This is a genomic window from Enterobacter sp. CPE_E863 (assembly GCF_046521465.1).
In the GTDB taxonomy this organism is placed as follows: Bacteria; Pseudomonadota; Gammaproteobacteria; order Enterobacterales; family Enterobacteriaceae; genus Enterobacter; species Enterobacter adelaidei.
Genome location: NZ_JBKFZX010000001.1, coordinates 3,404,299 through 3,425,152 on the forward strand (window position 1 = coordinate 3,404,299; position 20,854 = coordinate 3,425,152).

Annotated in this window: 24 protein-coding genes and 1 other annotated feature; of the genes, 13 read left to right on the forward strand and 11 right to left on the reverse strand. The window is 52.5% G+C overall.

The genetic code is table 11. The features are described 5' to 3' along the window. The first annotated feature begins 23 nt into the window (after positions 1 to 23). The 4 genes from bamD (at position 24) to pheA (ending at position 2,791) form a co-directional block, all read left to right on the forward strand. Positions 24 to 761 (forward strand): outer membrane protein assembly factor BamD, encoded by a 738-nt coding sequence (gene bamD / locus ACLHV8_RS16735; protein ID WP_023308867.1) that lies wholly within the window; start codon positions 24 to 26, stop codon positions 759 to 761. Positions 762 to 1,029: 268 nt separating this feature from the next. Further along, positions 1,030 to 1,371 (forward strand): ribosome-associated translation inhibitor RaiA, encoded by a 342-nt coding sequence (raiA, locus tag ACLHV8_RS16740; protein WP_008502470.1) that lies wholly within the window; start codon positions 1,030 to 1,032, stop codon positions 1,369 to 1,371. A gap of 103 nt (positions 1,372 to 1,474) precedes the next feature. Then, positions 1,475 to 1,600: a sequence feature (Phe leader region), on the forward strand. Then, positions 1,476 to 1,523 carry a pheA operon leader peptide PheL gene (gene pheL / locus ACLHV8_RS16745; protein WP_100249759.1) on the forward strand — a complete coding sequence of 16 codons (48 nt, stop codon included), beginning with the start codon at positions 1,476 to 1,478 and terminating at the stop codon, positions 1,521 to 1,523. Its footprint overlaps the feature before it by 48 nt. Positions 1,601 to 1,630: 30 nt before the next feature. After that, on the forward strand, positions 1,631 to 2,791 hold the full coding sequence (gene pheA, locus ACLHV8_RS16750; protein ID WP_049007925.1) for a bifunctional chorismate mutase/prephenate dehydratase: 1,161 nt from the start codon (positions 1,631 to 1,633) through the stop codon (positions 2,789 to 2,791). Here the strand turns inward: pheA and ACLHV8_RS16755 are convergent. Genes ACLHV8_RS16755 through aroF form a run of 3 tightly spaced genes read right to left on the reverse strand, consistent with a single transcriptional unit; the run spans position 2,788 to position 5,923 of the window. Next, positions 2,788 to 3,660 (reverse strand): SMP-30/gluconolactonase/LRE family protein, encoded by an 873-nt coding sequence (locus ACLHV8_RS16755; RefSeq protein WP_208595315.1) that lies wholly within the window; start codon positions 3,658 to 3,660, stop codon positions 2,788 to 2,790. The genes pheA and ACLHV8_RS16755 overlap by 4 nt on opposite strands. A 60-nt stretch (positions 3,661 to 3,720) precedes the next feature. Further along, on the reverse strand, positions 3,721 to 4,842 hold the full coding sequence (gene tyrA, locus ACLHV8_RS16760) for a bifunctional chorismate mutase/prephenate dehydrogenase (RefSeq protein WP_028016726.1): 1,122 nt from the start codon (positions 4,840 to 4,842) through the stop codon (positions 3,721 to 3,723). Positions 4,843 to 4,852: 10 nt separating this feature from the next. Beyond that, positions 4,853 to 5,923 carry a 3-deoxy-7-phosphoheptulonate synthase AroF gene (gene aroF, locus ACLHV8_RS16765; protein ID WP_028016727.1) on the reverse strand — a complete coding sequence of 357 codons (1,071 nt, stop codon included), beginning with the start codon at positions 5,921 to 5,923 and terminating at the stop codon, positions 4,853 to 4,855. Positions 5,924 to 6,137: 214 nt separating this feature from the next. Here aroF and ACLHV8_RS16770 point away from each other — a divergent pair, with 214 nt between their 5' ends. From ACLHV8_RS16770 to ACLHV8_RS16790, 5 genes are all read left to right on the forward strand, one after another. Continuing rightward, a complete protein-coding gene (locus ACLHV8_RS16770; RefSeq protein ID WP_028016728.1) occupies positions 6,138 to 6,512 on the forward strand; it encodes a DUF2799 domain-containing protein in 375 nt (124 codons plus the stop codon). Between the two features lie 230 nt (positions 6,513 to 6,742). Next, positions 6,743 to 7,439 (forward strand): IS1 family transposase gene (locus ACLHV8_RS16775; RefSeq protein WP_174491968.1). Its coding sequence is split into 2 segments (ribosomal slippage): positions 6,743 to 6,996 and positions 6,995 to 7,439, totalling 699 coding nucleotides; the frame shifts between segments, so codons are not numbered across the junction. Between the two features lie 48 nt (positions 7,440 to 7,487). After that, on the forward strand, positions 7,488 to 7,979 hold the full coding sequence (locus tag ACLHV8_RS16780; RefSeq protein ID WP_049007942.1) for a YfiR family protein: 492 nt from the start codon (positions 7,488 to 7,490) through the stop codon (positions 7,977 to 7,979). Then, positions 7,972 to 9,192, forward strand: coding sequence for a diguanylate cyclase DgcN (gene dgcN / locus ACLHV8_RS16785; protein WP_134707830.1), 1,221 nt, complete (start codon positions 7,972 to 7,974; stop codon positions 9,190 to 9,192). The genes ACLHV8_RS16780 and dgcN overlap by 8 nt, the downstream gene beginning before the upstream one ends. 12 nt (positions 9,193 to 9,204) lie before the next feature. Next, positions 9,205 to 9,690 carry an OmpA family protein gene (locus ACLHV8_RS16790; protein ID WP_208595210.1) on the forward strand — a complete coding sequence of 162 codons (486 nt, stop codon included), beginning with the start codon at positions 9,205 to 9,207 and terminating at the stop codon, positions 9,688 to 9,690. 2 nt (positions 9,691 to 9,692) lie between these two features. Here ACLHV8_RS16790 and ACLHV8_RS16795 read toward each other — a convergent pair whose 3' ends face one another. The 7 genes from ACLHV8_RS16795 to ffh all read right to left on the reverse strand — a co-directional run bounded on the left by ACLHV8_RS16795 (position 9,693) and on the right by ffh (position 15,110). Continuing rightward, entirely contained in the window at positions 9,693 to 11,063 is a 1,371-nt protein-coding gene (locus tag ACLHV8_RS16795; protein ID WP_049007933.1) for a PepSY-associated TM helix domain-containing protein, read from the reverse strand. A gap of 38 nt (positions 11,064 to 11,101) precedes the next feature. Continuing rightward, entirely contained in the window at positions 11,102 to 11,506 is a 405-nt protein-coding gene (locus tag ACLHV8_RS16800) for a DUF2946 domain-containing protein (protein ID WP_049007935.1), read from the reverse strand. Positions 11,507 to 11,638: 132 nt separating this feature from the next. After that, positions 11,639 to 11,986 (reverse strand): 50S ribosomal protein L19, encoded by a 348-nt coding sequence (gene rplS / locus ACLHV8_RS16805; RefSeq protein WP_002914145.1) that lies wholly within the window; start codon positions 11,984 to 11,986, stop codon positions 11,639 to 11,641. 43 nt (positions 11,987 to 12,029) lie between these two features. Then, on the reverse strand, positions 12,030 to 12,797 hold the full coding sequence (gene trmD, locus ACLHV8_RS16810; protein WP_028016734.1) for a tRNA (guanosine(37)-N1)-methyltransferase TrmD: 768 nt from the start codon (positions 12,795 to 12,797) through the stop codon (positions 12,030 to 12,032). 31 nt (positions 12,798 to 12,828) lie between these two features. After that, positions 12,829 to 13,368, reverse strand: coding sequence for a ribosome maturation factor RimM (gene rimM / locus ACLHV8_RS16815; RefSeq protein WP_049007936.1), 540 nt, complete (start codon positions 13,366 to 13,368; stop codon positions 12,829 to 12,831). Positions 13,369 to 13,383: 15 nt separating this feature from the next. Continuing rightward, positions 13,384 to 13,632, reverse strand: a complete 249-nt coding sequence (rpsP, locus tag ACLHV8_RS16820; RefSeq protein WP_003863133.1) for a 30S ribosomal protein S16 — start codon at positions 13,630 to 13,632, stop codon at positions 13,384 to 13,386. Positions 13,633 to 13,748: 116 nt separating this feature from the next. After that, positions 13,749 to 15,110, reverse strand: coding sequence for a signal recognition particle protein (ffh, locus tag ACLHV8_RS16825; protein ID WP_008502496.1), 1,362 nt, complete (start codon positions 15,108 to 15,110; stop codon positions 13,749 to 13,751). A 166-nt stretch (positions 15,111 to 15,276) separates the two neighbouring features. On the opposite strand from ffh, the gene ACLHV8_RS16830 reads away from it, so the two are divergent. Continuing rightward, positions 15,277 to 16,068, forward strand: coding sequence for an inner membrane protein YpjD (locus ACLHV8_RS16830; protein WP_208595211.1), 792 nt, complete (start codon positions 15,277 to 15,279; stop codon positions 16,066 to 16,068). 18 nt (positions 16,069 to 16,086) lie between these two features. Further along, positions 16,087 to 17,373 (forward strand): HlyC/CorC family transporter, encoded by a 1,287-nt coding sequence (locus ACLHV8_RS16835; RefSeq protein WP_028016737.1) that lies wholly within the window; start codon positions 16,087 to 16,089, stop codon positions 17,371 to 17,373. Positions 17,374 to 17,426: 53 nt separating this feature from the next. On the opposite strand, the gene grpE is transcribed toward ACLHV8_RS16835, so the two are convergent. After that, positions 17,427 to 18,020, reverse strand: coding sequence for a nucleotide exchange factor GrpE (gene grpE / locus ACLHV8_RS16840; protein ID WP_032666780.1), 594 nt, complete (start codon positions 18,018 to 18,020; stop codon positions 17,427 to 17,429). A gap of 122 nt (positions 18,021 to 18,142) precedes the next feature. Between grpE and nadK the strand changes: the two genes are divergently transcribed. Both nadK and recN read left to right on the forward strand, forming a co-directional pair. Then, positions 18,143 to 19,021: an NAD(+) kinase gene (gene nadK, locus ACLHV8_RS16845; protein ID WP_008502500.1), complete on the forward strand. Its 879-nt coding sequence runs from the start codon at positions 18,143 to 18,145 to the stop codon at positions 19,019 to 19,021. Between the two features lie 85 nt (positions 19,022 to 19,106). After that, positions 19,107 to 20,768 (forward strand): DNA repair protein RecN, encoded by a 1,662-nt coding sequence (gene recN / locus ACLHV8_RS16850; RefSeq protein ID WP_208595212.1) that lies wholly within the window; start codon positions 19,107 to 19,109, stop codon positions 20,766 to 20,768. The last annotated feature ends 86 nt before the right edge of the window (positions 20,769 to 20,854 follow it).

A 20,854-nucleotide genomic window follows, 5' to 3' on the forward strand; every position in this document is an offset into this window, starting at 1 on the left:
CATTTGAGGAAAGTCAAAACGTCATGACGCGCATGAAATATCTGGTGGCAGCGGCCACGTTGAGCCTGGCTTTGGTGGGCTGCTCCGGTTCAAATGAACAGGTCCCTGACAATCCGCCGAATGAAATCTATGCGACTGCACAACAAAAGTTGCAGGACGGTAACTGGAAACAGGCGATAACGCAACTGGAAGCGTTGGATAATCGCTATCCATTTGGTCCGTATTCGCAGCAGGTACAGTTAGATCTCATCTACGCATACTACAAAAATGCCGATCTGCCGCTGGCTCAGGCAACCATCGATCGTTTCATGCGTCTGAACCCGACTCATCCTAACATCGACTATGTGATGTACATGCGCGGCCTCACCAACATGGCGCTGGACGACAGTGCGCTGCAGGGCTTCTTCGGCGTGGATCGTTCCGACCGCGACCCACAGCACGCACGTGATGCCTTCAATGACTTCTCCAAACTGGTGCGCGGCTATCCGAACAGTCAGTACGTGACTGACGCGACCAAACGTCTGGTGTTCCTGAAAGATCGTCTGGCGAAATATGAATACTCCGTGGCGGAATACTATACCCGCCGTGGCGCATGGGTTGCCGTGGTTAACCGCGTAGAAGGTATGTTGCGTGATTATCCGGATACTCAGGCAACGCGTGATGGTCTGAAGCTGATGGAAAATGCTTACCGTCAGATGCAGATGACCGCTCAGGCTGAAAAAGTAGCGAAAATCATCGCCGCAAACAGCAGCAACACCTGATATTGCCTCAATGTAAAACGGCAGCCCGAAGGCTGCCGTTTTTTTATTCATTCTGGATATAAGCTGAAGCGGTTTAGCCTCAACACATCCTATCAACTATGACCGCAATTTTTACCTTCCACAAGGTAAATCTCACCTCTTCCTGCCCTGCCTCACAAAAAAGATTCCCTGACAAAAACCGACAAAATAACGTGATCTAAATCACACATTTTGACATTAGGTCGGGTATGCTGGAATCACCAAGACGGAAAGACAAGAGGTAAAATTTATGACAATGAACATTACCAGTAAACAAATGGAAATTACTCCGGCAATTCGCCAGCACGTCGCAGACCGTCTCGCCAAACTGGATAAATGGCAAACTCATTTGATTAACCCACATATCATCCTGTCCAAGGAGCCGCAGGGTTTCATCGCTGACGCAACTATCAATACTCCAAACGGCCATCTGGTCGCCAGCGCAAAACATGAAGATATGTACACCGCAATTAACGATTTGATCAACAAGCTGGAACGGCAGCTCAATAAAGTGCAACACAAAGGTGAAGCCCGTCGCGCCACAACATCGGTGAAAGACGCCAGCTTCGCGGAAGAAGTTGAAGAAGAGTAATCCTTTAAATTGAGTGTACCGCCAACGCGCCTTCGGGCGCGTTTTTTATTGACAGGGTGAAAACAGTACGGGTACTTTAACGGTATCAAGCACAGGATGATTTCATGAAACTAACGCCGTTTTTCTTCGCATTCTTTTTTACCTTCCCCTGAATGGGAGGCGTTTCGTCGTGTGATAAAGAATGCGAAGACGAACAACAAGGCCTCCCACCCCGGGAGGCCTTTTTTATTGATAACGATAAAACGAGACAGGCAACACTATGACACCGGAAAACCCGTTACTGGATCTACGCGTTAAAATCAGCGCGCTGGATGAGAAATTACTGGCGCTGCTGGCAGAACGCCGATTGCTCGCCGTCGAAGTGGGTAAAGCTAAACTGGATTCCCACCGCCCGGTACGTGATATCGACCGCGAGCGTGACCTGCTGGAGCGCCTGATTCAGCTCGGCAAAGCGCATCACCTGGATGCGCATTACATCACCCGCCTGTTCCAGCTCATCATCGAAGATTCCGTTCTGACCCAGCAAGCGCTGTTGCAGCAGCATCTGAACAAAACCAATCCGCACTCTGCCCGTATCGCGTTTCTGGGTCCGAAAGGTTCGTATTCACACCTGGCGGCACGTCAGTATGCAGCCCGCCATTTCGAAGAGTTTATTGAAAGTGGATGCGCGAAGTTTGCCGATATTTTCAATCAGGTTGAAACCGGCCAGGCTGATTACGCCGTGGTCCCGATTGAAAATACCAGCTCCGGTGCCATCAATGATGTCTACGACCTGCTGCAACACACCAGTCTGTCGCTGGTTGGTGAGCTGACCATTCCAATTGACCATTGTGTCCTGGTCTCTGGCTCCACTGACCTGAGCAAAATCGAAACGGTGTACAGCCATCCGCAGCCGTTCCAGCAATGTAGTCAGTTCCTGAACCGCTATCCGAACTGGAAAATTGAGTACACCGAAAGCACCTCTGCGGCGATGGAAAAAGTGGCGCAGGCAAATTCCCCAACCGTTGCTGCACTGGGTAGCGAGGCCGGTGGCGCGCTGTATGGCCTTCAGGTACTGGAACGAAACCTGGCAAACCAGACGCAAAACATTACCCGCTTCGTGGTGCTGGCCCGCAAGGCAATCAATGTGTCCGATCAGGTACCCGCGAAAACCACGCTGCTGATGGCCACCGGCCAACAGGCTGGTGCGCTGGTTGAAGCTCTGCTGGTACTGCGTAACCACAACCTGATCATGACCAAACTGGAATCGCGCCCGATTCACGGCAACCCGTGGGAAGAGATGTTCTATCTTGATATTCAGGCCAATCTGGAATCTGCATCAATGCAGAAAGCCCTGCGTGAGCTGGGGGAAATCACCCGCTCAATGAAAGTCCTCGGCTGCTATCCAAGCGAAAACGTTGTCCCGGTCGACCCGGCCTAACGTTCGATAAAGCGGCTTTTCTTCATCCCTGCCACGCTGACTGGCAGGGTGAAGATGGCCCCGGAAAGCGGATATTGCGCTATCTCCGCTTCGTCCATATTTTCCCGGGTGGTCGTTATAAATAACGTCTTCATATCGTCACCGCCAAAGCAGACCATCGTCGGGCAACGAACCGGTAGTCTGTATTCCTCGAGCTGTTCGCCCTCAGGTGAAAATCTGGCGATACGCCAGCCATCAAACAGCGCGGTCCAGTAACAGCCTTCCTCGTCCATCGCTGCACCGTCAGGTATCCCCTCACCTTCCTGAAACCGTCGGAAAACGTCTCGCTTGCCAGGCTCTCCCTGTTCATCCAGCGGCGTACGATAGATAACGCCGTTTGGCGTATCAGAGGTAAACATCCATTGTTTATCCGGACTAAACGCTAAACCGTTGTGCCCGTGAATATCGCACTGGATCACTTTCGGTGTCAGGTCGTTGTCGATGCGCATCAGCAGGGCACCGTTGTAATCTCCTGGCCCCCAAAACGTTCCCGCGTAGAACCGCCCCAGATAATCGGTGCCGCCGTCGTTAAAACGTGCGAGCTGCGGGTTAGAGGGGTTATCACACACCTTGCGGCGCAGCAGGCCGTGTTTATCGGTCAGCCAGATACCCGTTCGCATCGCAACGATAAAACCACCCTGCTCGCGCAAAGCAAAACAGCCCACCTCTTCATGGAATGAAAGCACGGTGTGTTCAGCCGTCAGCAGATGATATCGGTGGATCTTCCCTTCCAGAATATCAGCCCAGTAGAGCGCACTCTCTTCTGCACTCCACGTTGGGCACTCAGGCAGATGTCCGGTGTAATTCAACAGTAGCTGCGGTTCAGCCATGACAGTTCCCCAAAATGAAAAAAGCCAGCATTGCTGGCTTTTAGTATATACATCATCGCATTACTGGCGACTGTCATTTGCCTGACGCAACAACGTACGGCTCTCACTCTGGAAACGCTGTGCGTAATCGCCAAACCAATGCTCGACTTTGCGGAAGCTGTCGATAAACGCCTGCTTATCTCCGTGCTCCAGCAGCGTAATGGCTTCGCCGAAACGCTGATAATAGCGCTTAATCAGTGCCAGGTTGTTCTCAGACGACATAATAATGTCGGCGTAAAGCTGGGGATCCTGCGCAAACAGACGCCCGACCATCGCCAGTTCCAGACGATAGATGGGTGAAGAGAGTGCCAGCAGCTGTTCAAGCTGCACATTCTCTTCCGCCAGATGCAGCCCATAAGCAAAGGTCGCAAAGTGGCGGAGCGCCTGAATAAACGCCATGTTCTGATCGTGCTCAACCGCGCTGATACGGTGCAACCGTGCACCCCACACCTGAATCTGTTCCAGGAACCATTGATAGGCTTCCGGCTGACGACCATCACAGTAAACAACTACCTGCTTCGCCAGACTACCGCTGTCCGGGCCAAACATAGGGTGCAGACCCAGCACCGGGCCGGTATGCGCCGCCAGCATCGCCTGAAGCGGACCATTTTTAACAGATGCCAGATCGACCAGGATGCAATCTTTCGGTAATGGAGGAAGCTTCCCGATAATCTGTTCCGTCACATGGATCGGTACGCTGACGATCACCATTCCGGCATCTTTCATGAGTTCCGGAGCTTTTGCCCAATCCTCTTTTTCCAGAATGCGCACCTGGTAACCAGAAAGCGCCAGCATTTTTTCAAACAGACGTCCCATCTGGCCGGCACCACCCACAATGACCACCGGACGCAGGGACGGACAAAGGGTTTTGAAGCCCTTGTCATTTTCACTCGAATAAGATTCCCGCATCACACGACGCAAGACATCTTCAATCAAATCCGGAGAGACACCCAGCGCCTGAGCCTCTTTGCGACGAGAGGCCAACATTGAGGCTTCACGCTCCGGCACATAAATCGGCAGGCCGTATTTGCTTTTAACCTCACCGACTTCAGCAACCAACGCCATGCGGCGCGCCAGCAAGTCCAGCAGCGCCTTATCCACTTCATCTATTTGATCGCGTAATGCGGTCAATTCAGCAACCATACCTAACCTCTTAAGCCAGACGCGTCGCCAGCTGGCCGTTTAAATCTTTATGGATCTCACGCAGCAGCGCATCGGTGGTTTCCCAACTGATGCAGGCATCCGTCACGGATACACCATGCTTCATTGCGCTGCGCGGCTGTTCAGATGATTGATTGCCTTCATGAATATTGCTCTCAATCATCAGACCGATAATAGAACGATTGCCATCTTTGATCTGCGCGACCACCGATTCCGCAACCGCAGGCTGACGACGGTAATCTTTGTTCGAATTACCATGACTGCAATCTACCATCAGTGCAGGACGCAGTCCCGCCTGCTCCATCTCTTTTTCGCACTGCGCCACATCCGCCGGGCTGTAATTTGGTGCTTTACCCCCGCGCAGGATCACATGACCATCCGGGTTGCCCTGCGTTTGCAGAAGACAAACCTGTCCTGCCTGGTTAATACCGACAAAACGGTGCGGCATTGCGGCGGCGCGCATCGCGTTGATCGCGGTAGCCAGGCTGCCATCAGTACCATTTTTAAAACCAACCGGCATCGACAGTCCTGACGCCATCTCGCGGTGAGTTTGTGATTCCGTGGTGCGCGCACCAATTGCGGACCAGCTGAACAGATCGCCCAGGTATTGCGGGCTATTCGGATCCAGCGCTTCCGTCGCCAGCGGCAGCCCCATGCTGACCAGTTCCACCAGCAGGCGACGCGCAATCTTCAGCCCCGCTTCCACATCAAACGAGCCATCCATGTGCGGATCGTTAATCAACCCTTTCCAGCCAACGGTGGTACGTGGCTTTTCAAAATAGACGCGCATCACCAGATAGAGGCTATCGCTGACCTCCTCCGCTAATGCTTTAAATCGATGAGCGTACTCAATGGCGGTTTCAGGATCGTGAATGGAGCAAGGACCACAGACCACCAGCAGGCGCGGATCGCGGCCAGCGATGATGTCAGAAATGGTCTGGCGAGAATGCTCAATCTGAGCCTCCTGCGCAACGCTCAGCGGGAACTCCGCTTTCAGTTGATCCGGCGTAATTAAAACCTGTTCGTCAGTGATATGTACGTTGTTCAGCGCGTCTTTTTGCATGATGGCGATCCTGTAAAACTCGTTTGCGATAGTTGTTTTCCTCTAAGAGGTGAGACCACCATACCATAAAAAGTAAACATTTCAATCCAAAATTCGTACACTTTAATTTACACAAGCCAATTTATTGCCATTATCATGGTGCAAAAACGTAAACTTTAAATTACACTGCAACTTTCTTTAGCCAGGCTATGCTGAAGAAAAAAGGAGAATGGCTATGCGTTCAATTGCTCTCGCGCTGTTGTCGCTGTTTTTATCGGGCTGCCAGATCAATCCTTACACCTTCCAGCCCGACTGGACCAGTCCATCCTGGTTTGATGCAGGTAAAGAAGACGCCATGAACGGCCTGCCGGTTAAAGATAACCAGACCCTGGCCGATAGTTTTAACGACCCACACGTTGATCGTAGTGAATATCTCCGTGGCTATGCCGATGGTCAGAAGAAAGTCTGTGAAGAAGGTTTTATTCACGCCTGGGGATTAGCAGGCAAATCTTTTCCAGCCAGTTGCGATACTGCCGAAAACGCAGCAAAACTGCATGAGTCATGGCAAAAAGGGATGGATGAAAGTATGCGTTCCAGCAGACTAAATTAAGTCTGTTTTTATCCATCGGAAAATAAACAACAGTAGGATTTAGCTTAGGTCGGCCTCGGGTTATTTCTGACATAATGACGGCTTTGATAAACAATGGTATTCTGCCCGCAACTCTCAAGGACATCTATTTCCGGAGCGATGTGGCGGATTCTGGTGAGAAATTCATTCTTGATCTGGTAATGGTGCCAACTTACTGATTTAGTGTATGATGGTGTTTTTGAGGTGCTCCAGTGGCTTCTGTTTCTATCAGCTGTCCCTCCTGTTCAGCTACTGAAGGCGTGGTGCGTAACGGTAAAAGTACTGCCGGACATCAGCGCTATCTCTGCTCTCACTGCCGTAAAACATGGCAGCTACAGTTCACTTACACCGCTTCTCAACCCGGTACGCATCAGAAAATCATTGATATGGCCATGAATGGCGTCGGATGTCGCGCCAGTGCACGCATTATGGGCGTTGGCCTCAACACGATTTTACGACACTTAAAAACTCAGGCCGCAGTCGGTAAACTCACGCATACAACCGGGCAGTGACGTCATTGTTTGCGCGGAAATGGACGAACAGTGGGGTTACGTCGGCGCTAAATCACGCCAGCGCTGGTTGTTTTACGCGTATGACAGGATACGGAGGACGGTTGTGGCGCACGTATTCGGTGAACGCACGTTGGCCACGCTGGAGCGTCTTCTGGGCCTGCTGTCGGCCTTTGAGGTCGTGGTATGGATGACGGATGGCTGGCCGCTGTATGAATCACGCCTGAAGGGAGAACTGCACGTTATCAGCAAGCGATATACGCAGCGCATTGAGCGGCATAACCTGAATCTGAGGCAGCATCTGGCAAGGCTGGGCAGGAAGTCACTGTCGTTCTCAAAATCGGTGGAGCTGCATGACAAAGTCATCGGGCATTATCTGAACATAAAACACTATCAGTAAGTTGGAGTCATTACCCTTGATCTCTTTTTCCGACTCACTCTGGCACTAATGCTGTTCCTTATGGTGGGCCCAGCGACGGCAGGCGCGCTTACGGAAACGGATAAATCGGTACGCTCTATTGTCTCAGGTATTGTGAGCTATACGCGATGGCCGTCGCTATCCGGGCAGCCTAAACTCTGCGTTTATGCCTCTTCTCACTACACACATGCACTCAGCGACGAAGAAGGGCAGAACAGCGGGTTACCTTATACTCCTGTCATTGTACGTAACGATCGGGAAGCCCTGGCCGAAACGTGCGATGCTATTTATTTCGGGTCTGAATCGCCTGCAAAACAACTTGAATTAATAAGTCAATATCAGGGCAGAGCATTGCTATTAATCTCAGAGCAAAATCCGGAATGTGCTATTGGCAGTGCCTTTTGCCTGATAATCGATCGCGGTCAGGTACGGTTTTCTGTCAATCTTGATGCGTTGACTCGCAGTGGCGTGAGAGTCAGTCCGGATGTATTAATGCTTGCACGGAATAAGCAGCATGGATAAAGATTTCACGTCAACACCACGCCCGACGTTTAAAAGAACATTGAGGCGAATCAGCATGATAAGCGTCATCATAACGATGACATTAATATGGTTATTGCTCTGCTTTGCATCCGTCGTGACATTAAAGCAATACGCACAAAAAAATCTCGAATTAACCGGCGCAACAATGAGCCACAGCCTTGAAGCCTCCCTGGTTTTCAATGATTCACTGGCGGCCAATGAAACACTTGCCACCCTCGGTAAACAGGGTCAGTTTGCCGTGGCAGAAGTCGTGAACGTGCATAAAAAGCGGTTTGCTTACTGGTCATGGAATCCGGAAGATAATACCGACACGCTGGGCGCGCTGGTCAGCCGCTGGCTTTTCCCCGAACCCGTTTCGCAGCCCATCATGCATAATGGTTCGATGATCGGCGAAATTCGCCTTACCGCGCGTGACAGCCTCATCAGCCATTTTATCTGGATGTCATTTGCCGTTCTCACCGGCTGCATTCTTTTTGCTACCGTCGTCGCGCTCACCATTACGCGATCGTTACATCATGGCATGGTAACGGCCTTGCAAAACATTACCGACGTTGTTCATGACGTACGCACTAACCGCAACTTCTCCCGCCGGGTGAAAGACGGCCGTATCGAAGAATTTCACCAGTTTGGTGAAGACTTCAACAGTCTTCTGGATGAGATGGAGGAGTGGCAGCTGAAGCTACAGGCGAAAAACGCCCAGTTGCTACGTACCGCCATGCACGATCCATTGACCGGTCTTGCCAATCGGGCGGCTTTTCGTAACAGCATCGCGGCATTAATGAACGACATCTCCGCGAAAACAAACTCTGCTCTGCTGTTCCTCGACGGCGATAATTTTAAGTTTATTAATGACACCTGGGGGCATGCGGCAGGCGATTGCGTTCTAATTGAAGTCGCCAGCAGGATGGTTGAATTTGGCGATAAACGTTATCAATCATACCGCCTCGGCGGTGACGAATTCGCCATGGTGCTATACGGCGTGCATTCTGAACTCGAGGTCCAACACATTTCTGCTGCACTATCGCAGCAGTTTATCCGTCCGTTTGATCTGCATAATGGGCACACTGCATCAATGTCACTCAGCATTGGTTATGCTCTGGCGTGGGAAAATACCTCAGTAGAGGCATTACTGGAGCATGCCGACCGCAATATGTATCTGGTGAAAAACCAGCGTTCGAAAACAATATCCTGAAAGGAATACGATATGTTAAAGCGATACTTCGCGCCGTTGTTACTGGCATCACTTGTCCTGGCTGGCTGTCAGACTCCGACAAAAGGGAAATTCACTCCAGAGCAAATCGCGGCAATGAAGTCATACGGCTTTAACGAATTAAATGGCGACTGGTCTCTGGGGCTGTCGGACAAAATCCTGTTTGATAAAAATGACGCCACACTGCGCCCGGAAAGTGAAACCCAGATCCAGACGATGGCCTCACGACTGGCAGCGACCGGCTTAAACCATGCCCGCATGGATGGTCACACAGATAACTATGGCGAGGATGGCTATAACGAGGCGCTTTCATTAAAACGCGCGAACGTCGTGGCAGACGCGTGGGCAAAAGGGGCAAATATCCCGCGCAGTAATCTCACCACGCAGGGATTAGGTAAAAAATATCCGGTTGCGAGCAACAGTACCCCGCAAGGGCGTGCTGAAAACCGCCGGGTGGCAGTCGTTATCAGCACACCATAAGGTTATTTAGCGGATGATTCGGCGAGCGACACGCCAGTTGCCGCTCGCCAGCGCAGCCAGTCAACCAGAACAAACAGAGCCAGACTCACGCCCATTACTGGCAACGCCAGCCCCAGCAGTATACTGATTATCGCCGTGACGACCTTTCCCCATCCCGAAAGCGCAAGCCAACTCTGACAAAGCGTCTGGACCGGATTTGCCGTCGATTGCGCTGGACGACGCATCCACCACATCCGGTATCCCCAGAGAATTAGCACACACAACGCCAGGCCAAACGCCACAAGAAGCAGCTGATTAACCAGCCCGAATAAGATCCCCATATGGAAATCCACCCCCCAGCGGGTGAGCTTCGCCATCAACGGGAAATCCTCGAAGCGGGTTCTGTCCAGAATCTGCATCGTATTGGGATCAACCGCCACGGCGTCGACCTGAGTCGGCCAGCTGCGATCGATTTCCGTCACAGTCCAGGCTTGACTCTCTGCTTTCGCCGGGCGGATCTCCAGCTTATTGGCCTCAATCCCTGCGTTACGTGCAGCGCTTAACACACCGTCAAACAGAGTCAAATCCATCGCCATTTCAGGCATCATCATTCCGCCGTGATGACCATGATGTTCAGCATGCTCATCCACGATCTCCTGCTGACCGGAAAGTGTCGTGTTCACCTGCGGAGTTAGCCAGTTCATCTCAGCACGCAGCTTATCAACGTTTCCCCCTGCCCACTGAGACCAGGTAAGGCCAGTCACTGAGAACAGCAGCATTCCCCCCAGCAACGTCCAGCCTAACGTCACATGCACGCGACGCCGATTCTGGAAACGATTGTTAATTCGGCGTTTTGGTCGGGTATAAAACCACAGGGCAATCCCTCCCAGCGCGGCAACCCACATCCACGAGGCCGCCAGCTCGCTATAGAGCCGCCCGACATCACCCAGCATCAGCGAGGTATGCAGATAATCAATGGTCTGGCGGAGCGGTAAAATTCCGCTGGTGCCATACACCGTCATATCGCCACGCACCGCAAGGCTGACTGGATCGATAAAAATAGCGCGGGTCTCCGATGGGCCAAGCGCAGGGTCAGCAAACATCACACGGGTGGTTTCACCCGCCACCAGGCCAGGACGAACGGCGTGTAGACGCAGATCGGTGCCAACGGTTTTTTCAGCAACGGCAATTTGTTCCGCCAGCGGCTGCGGCTCGCCCACGGAATTCGTGTGGAGCGCATGCCGGTAGAGCGCATTCTCCAGCTGCGGCGTTGCCACATACAGCATACCTGTCAGAGCAGCGAAGAAGATAAACGGGCCGACAAACAGACCGATATAGAAATGAAGGCGACGCAGCAGGTTTCCCCATGCCGCGTGCGAGGTGCAGGTAGTCATACTTTTCCTTTTTAAGGTAAAAAGTTATCGATATTTTTTTAAAGGGAAAAAGCAGACTGATGCGGCGGCGCGCGGGTATCAGGATAAAGCCAGGGGAAAAAGTGCCAGTGACTGACCGCCTGTCGCGGTGGTTTAACACGAAGCCTCTGCAGCACCACACTGAGCAGGACGATCAGAGCCAGCATCACGCCCGGAACATGGGCTAATAGTACGCAGTAGCCGCACGCTTCCGCATGGTCGACTGGCATGGTGTGCTGCATATCACCATGATGTTCATCCATCGACATCATGCTCATGTCATGATGCATGCCCGGCATGGCACTCATGGGATCTTTTTGCAGCGAGACGGAGATAAGCGGCGCCACCACGATCAGCAGGATCGCAAACAACGCGGTCAATGCCGCTGCGCGTTTCCGGTTATGCTGATGCAGTACGTTATCCACTTACCCTCCACGGAAGAGGCAAGCATTGTAAATGATTTATGACAAAAGAGTTAACGCGAGAGATGCGATGAGATAAAAAAAGGGCCAGCCTTTCGGCCAGCCCTTTTTAACAGGATGTCGCTTAAGCGAATCTTAGTTCAGACGCTCTTTAATACGAGCAGACTTACCAGTACGCTCACGCAGGTAGTACAGTTTAGCTTTACGTACAGCACCACGACGTTTAACAGCAATGCTGTCAACTACCGGAGAGTGAGTCTGGAAGACACGCTCAACGCCTTCGCCGTTGGAAATTTTACGAACAGTGAATGCAGAGTGCAGACCGCGGTTACGAATAGCGATAACCACGCCCTCGAATGCCTGCAGACGTTTTTTGGAACCTTCAACAACCCATACTTTCACTTCCACGGTGTCACCTGGACGGAAGGAAGGTACGTCCTGCTTCATCTGCTCTTGTTCAAGTTGCTTAATAATGTTGCTCATAATTTAATCTCTTATCCTGGGTAAACTGATATTCGGGAGCGTATTACGCATTCCCATCATGTTCATGCTGCTGTTGCGCGTGTTCAGTTTTGAACTCGGCCAGCAACTTTGCTTGCTCTTCAGTCAGAGCCAGGTTTTCCAGAAGTTCAGGTCTTCTAAGCCAGGTTCGGCCCAGCGACTGCTTCAAACGCCAGCGACGTATCCCGGCATGGTTTCCAGACAGTAACACTGCCGGTACTTCCATCCCTTCTAACACTTCAGGACGAGTATAGTGTGGGCAGTCCAGCAATCCATCAGCAAAGGAATCTTCCGTTGCCGAAGCTTCGTGACCCAGAACCCCCGGAATGAACCGGGCGACGGAGTCAATCAGCGTCATTGCGGGTAACTCACCACCGCTGAGAACGTAATCGCCGATAGACCATTCTTCGTCAATCTCGGTTTGAATTACGCGCTCATCTATCCCTTCGTAGCGACCACAGACCAGAATCAGCTTTTGATTCGTCGCCAGTTCGCTCACGCCCGCTTGATCAAGCTTGCGTCCCTGAGGTGACAGATAAATCACCTTTGCGCCTTCACCTGCCGCGGCTTTTGCTGTGTGAATGGCGTCCCGTAAGGGTTGCACCATCATTAACATCCCCGGTCCGCCACCGTAAGGACGATCGTCCACGGTACGGTGCCGGTCATGAGTAAAGTCACGAGGACTCCAGCTCTGGATGCTCAGCAGGCCATTCTTTACTGCCCGGCCAGTTACCCCGTAATCGGTAATCGCGCGGAACATTTCAGGAAACAGGCTAATTATGCCAATCCACATAGCGCCGTCTTTTACCGTTTATCCGGAGAATTTAAAAACCAGGATCCCAATCTACTTCAATGGTTTGAGTAGTGAGATCGACTTTCTTGATAACCTGTCCATCGAGGAACGGGACCAACCGCTCCTTGATGCCAAATGCATCTTTCAGGTTTGCCTTAATGACGAGAACGTCATTTGACCCGGTTTCCATCATATCGATGACTTTCCCCAGGCTGTAGCCTTCGGTAGTGACTACCTGGCAACCCATAAGGTCTTTCCAGTAGTAGTCACCCTCTTCCAGCGCCGGCAACTGCGACGAATCCACGACAATTTCACAATTAGTCAGCGCATTCGCGGCATCACGATCGTCAACGCCTTTCAGCTTGATGATGATGTCCTGATTGTGGTGACGCCAGCTTTCCAGCTCGACCTCTTCCCACTTACCGCCTTTCTGGATAAACCAGGGCTGGTAATTAAAAATGCTATCAGCGTCTTCAGTGGAGGAAAACACTCTGAGCCAACCACGGATACCGTAGCAAGAACCCATTTTTCCCAATACGATCGGTTCAACAGGTGCTTTATTGCTCATCATGACCACCGTGACAGATTAAGCTGCTTTGTTTGCTGCTTTGATCAGCGTAGCAACGCGATCGGAAACAGTAGCGCCCTGGCCAACCCAGTGAGCGATACGATCCAGATCCAGACGAGTTTCTTCTTCTGCGCCAGCGGCCAGTGGGTTGAAGAAACCAACGCGCTCGATGAAGCGACCGTTGCGTGCATTACGGCTGTCAGTCACAACAACCTGGTAGAACGGACGCTTTTTAGCGCCGTGACGTGCTAAACGAATAGTTACCATAACATCCTCTTGTGTGAATAAAACAACCGGGCCCCATCGAGGAACGGAGCCCGGGTGTCATATTAAAAGCCCGAAAATTTTACTCATTTTCGGGCAAAAAGCAATCTCAAAAGCGATTAACGCCCAGGAAAACCGGGAGGCATCATCCCTTTCATCCCGCGCATCATCTTCGCCATGCCGCCTTTCTTCATTTTCTTCATCATGCGCTGCATGTCGTCGAACTGTTTCAGAAGGCGGTTAACGTCCTGTACCTGCATGCCACAACCGGCGGCAATACGGCGTTTACGGGAACCTTTGATGATATCCGGGTTAGCACGTTCTTTAAGGGTCATCGAGTTGATGATCGCCTCCATACGCACCAGCACCTTGTCATCCATCTGCGCTTTCACATTGTCAGGGATCTGGCCCATGCCCGGCAGTTTGCCCATCAGGCTGGCCATGCCGCCCATGTTTTTCATCTGACGCAGTTGCTCAAGGAAGTCGGTCAGATCGAAACCGTCGCCTTTTTTCAGCTTGCTCGCCAGCTTTTCAGCCTGCGCGCGGTCAACCTTGCTCTCGATATCTTCGATCAGCGACAGCACGTCACCCATGCCGAGAATACGGGAGGCAATACGATCCGGATGGAACGGCTCCAGCGCTTCAGTTTTTTCGCCCACGCCGAGGAATTTAATCGGCTTACCGGTGATATGACGAATCGAGAGGGCTGCACCGCCACGGGCGTCACCGTCCACTTTGGTCAGGACTACACCGGTTAACGGCAGCGCTTCATTAAACGCTTTCGCGGTATTTGCCGCATCCTGACCGGTCATCGCGTCGACAACAAACAGGGTTTCTACCGGATTGATAGAGGCATGCACCTGCTTGATTTCGTCCATCATCGCTTCGTCAACGTGCAGACGACCGGCGGTATCCACCAGCAGCACGTCGTAGAATTTCAGCTTCGCTTCTTTCAGAGCGGCATTAACGATATCGACAGGTTTCTGAGCCACGTCTGACGGGAAGAAATCCACGCCAACCTGCTCTGCCAGCGTTTCCAGCTGTTTGATCGCCGCCGGGCGATAAACGTCCGCAGACACCACCAGCACTTTCTTCTTGTGCTTCTCGCGCAGAAATTTACCCAGCTTACCGACGCTGGTCGTTTTACCCGCACCCTGCAGACCCGCCATCAGCACCACGGCCGGTGGCTGAGCCGCCAGGTTAAGCACCTGGTTCTCTTCACCCATCGCCGAAACCAGTTCGTTACGAACGATTTTGACGAACTCCTGACCCGGGGTCAGGCTCTTGTTAACTTCATGACCAACCGCTTTCTCTTTAACGCGGTTGATAAAATCACGCACAACCGGCAACGCCACGTCTGCTTCCAGCAGCGCCATGCGCACTTCGCGCAGCGTTTCCTTGATGTTGTCTTCGGTAAGGCGTCCTCGGCCGCTGATGTTGCGCAGCGTGCGCGACAAACGATCGGTTAAATTATCAAACATTGTCTCTCGCCTGAGTAGAAACGTTGGGCCGCCATGAGCGACACATACACAGAATTTTGCCGGAGTATAACATGAAGGCGCCTTTGTTGTTATGCAACGGTTGGAGCAGGCGTCACGTAACGTTATACTGCTTCTCTTTCTTATTAAGACAACTGTCGATGCCTATATGCCTGTTTTCGCACTGATCGCCCTTGTTGCCTACTCTGTCAGTCTCGCGCTGATCGTTCCCGGACTGCTGCAAAAAAACAGCGGCTGGCGGCGCATGGCTATTCTTTCCGCGGTGATCGCACTGATAAGCCACGCCTTTGCGCTGGAATCACGCATCATTCCCGGCGACGGCAGCGTGCAAAACCTGAGCGTCCTCAACGTCGGCTCGCTGGTCAGCCTGATGATCTGCACGGTGATGACCATTGTGGCCTCTAAGAATCGCGGCTGGTTACTGCTGCCGATTGTCTATACCTTTGCGCTGATCAATCTGGCTTTAGCCACCTTTATGCCCAATGAGTTCATTACGCATCTGGAGGCGACACCGGGTATGCTGGTGCATATTGGCCTGTCGCTTTTTGCCTACGCGACGCTGATTATCGCCGCGCTCTACGCTATGCAGCTCGCCTGGATTGACTACCAGCTCAAAAACAAAAAGCTGGCGTTTAACCACGAGATGCCACCGCTGATGGTCATTGAACGTAAAATGTTCCACATCACCCAGGTGGGCGTGGTTCTGCTGACGCTCACGCTCTGCACTGGCCTGTTCTACATGAAAAACCTGTTCAGCGTGGAGAATATCGATAAAGCGGTACTCTCTATCGTTGCGTGGTTTGTCTATATTGTCCTGCTATGGGGCCATTACCATGAAGGCTGGCGCGGTCGTCGCGTGGTCTGGTTCAACGTCGCGGGTGCGGGCATTCTCACCCTTGCCTATTTTGGCAGCCGCTTCATACAGCAATTTGCTGGCTAAGAAACAAAGGAGTTCCCCCTGGAACACATCTCTACCACCACGCTGATCGTTACGCTGATCGTCATGGTGGTCATCTCCGCCTATTTCTCTGGCTCGGAAACCGGCATGATGACCTTAAACCGCTACCGGTTACGTCATCGTGCTAAGCAAGGTAACCGGGCTGCCCGTCGCGTTGAAAAACTGCTTCGCAAGCCGGATCGCCTGATAAGCCTGGTGCTCATCGGCAATAACCTCGTCAACATTCTTGCCTCTGCGCTGGGCACCATCGTCGGGATGCGACTGTATGGCAATGCCGGGGTGGCGATTGCCACCGGCGTGTTGACGTTCGTGGTGCTGGTGTTTGCCGAAGTGCTACCGAAAACCATCGCTGCGCTTTACCCTGAGAAAGTCGCCTACCCGAGCAGCTTCTTGCTGGCACCGCTGCTGATCCTGATGATGCCGCTGGTCTGGCTGCTGAACATGGTGACGCGCCTCTTGATGCGGATGGTGGGTATCAAAGCAGACGTCACCATCAGCAGCGCGCTCAGCAAAGACGAACTGCGCACCATCGTGAATGAATCCCGCTCACAGATTTCCCGACGTAATCAGGACATGCTCCTGTCGGTGCTGGATCTGGAGAAGGTGAGCGTGAACGACATCATGGTGCCGCGTAACGAAATCGTGGGTATCGACATCAATGACGACTGGAAAGCCATCGTCCGCCAGCTGACGCACTCCCCGCACGGGCGTATTGTGCTGTATCGCGACTCTCTCGATGACGCCATCAGCATGCTGCGCGTGCGCGAAGCTTACCGCCTGATGACCGAGAAAAAAGAGTTCACAAAAGAGGTGATGCTGCGTGCCGCCGACGAAATTTACTACGTACCGGAAGGAACACCGCTCAGTACGCAGCTGGTGAAATTCCAGCGTAACAAGAAGAAAGTCGGCCTGGTGGTCGATGAGTACGGCGATATTCAGGGGCTGGTGACGGTCGAAGATATTCTGGAAGAGATTGTCGGGGACTTTACCACCTCAATGTCTCCTTCTCTTGCGGAAGAAGTGACCCCACAAAACGACGGCTCGGTGCTGATTGACGGTAGCGCCAACATTCGCGAACTCAACAAAGCCTTTAACTGGCATTTACCGGAAGATGAAGCGCGAACCATGAATGGCATGATTCTGGAAGCACTGGAAGAAATCCCGGCTGCGGGCACGCGGGTGCGAATTGAACAGTACGATATTGATATCCTGGACGTGCAGGACAACATGATTAAGCAGGTGAAAGTCCTTCCCGTTAAACCCCTGCGCGAAAGTATCGCGGAATAATGTTGTAGTGCCGGGCAAGGCGAAACCACCGCCCGGCACTACAGGGCGGCAAATTACGCTTTCGCTTTCGCCACGGTCACCATCGCTGCGCGAATGGTACGGCCGTTCAGGGTGTAACCTTTCTGCATCACGCCCAGCACTTTACCGGCTTCCACCTCTTCGGACTCCACCATCGCAATCGCCTGGTGAACGTTTGGATCCAGCGGAACGTTGGTATCGGCGATCACTTCCACGCCAAACTTACGCACCACGTCGAGCATGGATTTCAGCGTCAGTTCGATACCTTCGATCATCGCCGCGTTGTCCGGATTCGCTTTATCCGCTACTTCCAGCGCGCGATCGAGGCTATCAATCACCGGCAGCAGTTCGTTGACGAATTTCTCCAGCGCAAATTTATGCGCTTTTTCAACGTCCAGTTCGGTACGACGACGCAGGTTTTCCATTTCAGCCTTGATGCGCAGAACACCATCGCGTTCGCGATTCTGTGCTTCTACCAGCTGGGCTTCCAGATTCGCAATTTTTTCATCGCGCGGGTCCACCTGCTCAGCAGATGCGTCTGGCTCTACAGCCTCAACTTCATCGTGCTGTTCCGTGATAATTTCTTCAGGGGCTTGCCCCTCAGGCGTTTTCTGTTCTTTACTACTCATGAATTTCTCCGCGTTTTTCTGCATTCATCTCGCTAACTTCGCTTATTATGGGGATCAGTTTCCGGGATTCAAGGGAACAAGACAGATTGTCATCATTCATCAGGCACAAGGACCTCCAGAAAATGAATAATCATTTCAGGTGTATTGGGATCGTCGGGCATCCGCGTCACCCTACCGCATTGACGACACATGAAATGTTGTATCGCTGGCTGTGTAGCAAAGGCTATGAAGTGATGGTTGAGCAGCAGATTGCACAGGAGCTGCAGCTGAAGAGCGTCAAGACCGGCACGCTGGCGGAAATAGGCCAACAGGCGGATCTCGCCGTGGTGGTCGGCGGTGACGGCAACATGCTCGGCGCGGCCCGCACGCTGGCGCGTTATGACATCAAGGTCATCGGCATCAACCGTGGCAATCTCGGTTTTTTAACTGACCTCGACCCGGATAATGCCCAGCAACAGCTGGCTGACGTTCTGGAAGGCCACTATATCAGCGAAAAACGCTTTTTACTGGAAGCGCAGGTATGCCAGCAGGACTGCCAGAAGCGGATCAGCACCGCAATAAACGAAGTGGTTCTGCATCCCGGTAAAGTGGCACACATGATTGAGTTCGAAGTCTATATCGACGAAATCTTTGCCTTCTCCCAACGTTCTGACGGCTTGATTATCTCCACCCCGACCGGCTCAACCGCCTACTCGCTTTCTGCCGGTGGCCCGATCCTGACCCCTTCCCTGGACGCCATTACGCTGGTGCCAATGTTTCCGCACACGCTTTCCGCCCGTCCGCTGGTCATCAACGGTGACAGCACCATTCGTCTGCGCTTCTCCCACCGTCGAAATGACCTGGAGATCAGCTGTGACAGCCAGATAGCGCTGCCGATTCAGGAAGGGGAAGACGTGCTGATTCGTCGGTGTGATTACCACCTGAATCTCATTCACCCGAAAGACTACAGCTATTTCAACACATTAAGCTCGAAGCTTGGCTGGTCAAAAAAATTGTTCTGATTTTGCATCCAGCGCTTTACTGTATATAAAACCAGTTTATACTGTATGAAAACACAGTTATGGTTTTTCATACAGGAAAACAATTATGCTGGCACAACTGACCATCAGCAACTTTGCCATTGTTCGTGAGCTTGAGATCGACTTCCACAGCGGCATGACGGCGATCACCGGGGAAACCGGTGCGGGTAAATCCATTGCCATTGATGCCCTCGGCTTGTGCCTTGGCGGCCGTGCCGAGGGAGACATGGTGCGCATGGGCGCAAACCGTGCCGATCTCTGTGCCCGCTTCTCCCTGAAAGACACCCCTGCCGCCCAGCGCTGGCTGGAACAGAACCAGCTTGAAGATGGACGTGAGTGTTTACTTCGCCGCGTGATCAGCAGCGACGGTCGTTCACGTGGCTTTATCAACGGTACGGCGGTTCCGCTCTCCCAGCTCCGCGAGCTCGGCCAGTTGCTTATCCAGATCCACGGCCAGCACGCACATCAGCAACTCGTCAAACCAGAACAGCAGAAAGCCCTGCTTGATGGCTATGCGGGTGAGTACGCGCTTACTCAGCTTATGGCAGAACACTATCGCCAGTGGCATCAAAGCTGCCGTGAGCTTGCCCAGCACCAGCAGCAAAGCCAGGAGCGCACCGCACGCGCCGAGCTTTTGGAGTACCAGTTAAAAGAGTTGAACGAATTCAACCCGCAGGCGGGTGAGTTTGAGCAAATCGACGAAGAGTACAAGCGTCTGGCCAACAGCGGTCACCTGCTTTCAACCAGTCAGAACGCCCTCAACATGCTTGCGGATGGCGAAGACGTGAACCTGCAAAGCCAGCTGTATAACGTTCGTCAACTGGTCACCGAACTGGCAGGCATGGACAGCAAACTTTCTGGCGTACTGGATATGCTGGAAGAGGCCGCGATTCAGATCTCAGAAGCCGGTGATGAATTGCGCCACTACTGTGAACGTCTGGATCTCGACCCGAACCGTCTGTTTGAGCTGGAACAACGCATCTCCCGTCAGATCTCACTGGCCCGTAAGCATCACGTTACGCCGGAAGAACTGCCAAATTACTATCAGTCTCTGCTGGAAGAACAGCAGCAGCTTGACGATCAGGCTGACTCGCAGGAAACCCTCTCTCTGGCGGTGAGCCTGCATCATGAACAGGCGATGGCAACGGCGAAAAAACTGCATGAGATTCGAGTGCATTATGCCCAGGAGTTAAGTCAGCACATCACCGACAGTATGCACACGCTGGCGATGCCGCACGGCGTATTTACGATCGATGTCCGCTTTGAAGAGAATGTGCTGACGGCAGAAGGTGCGGATCGTATTGAGTTCCGCGTCACCACTAACCCCGGTCAGCCGCTGCAGGCCATCTCCAAAGTGGCGTCCGGCGGTGAGTTGTCGCGTATCGCACTGGCGATTCAGGTGATTACAGCGCGTAAAATGGAAACCCCGGCGCTGATTTTCGATGAAGTGGATGTTGGGATCAGCGGTCCAACGGCGGCGGTAGTCGGTAAGCTGCTGCGTCAGTTAGGTGAATCAACACAAGTCATGTGTGTTACCCACCTTCCGCAGGTGGCTGGCTGTGGTCACCATCACTTTATCGTCAGCAAAGAAACCGACGGTGAAATGACAGAAACGCACATGAAACCGCTCGATAAACGTGCGCGTCTGCAGGAGCTGGCTCGTCTGCTTGGCGGCAGTGAAGTCACGCGTAATACGCTCGCAAACGCGAAAGAACTGCTAGCGGCATAAACTTTTTCGGGATCTCAGGGTCATAGAGAACAACAAAAACGCCGCCATACCGGTTTCAAAGTGGGGCAAGGTCTATTATCATCGGC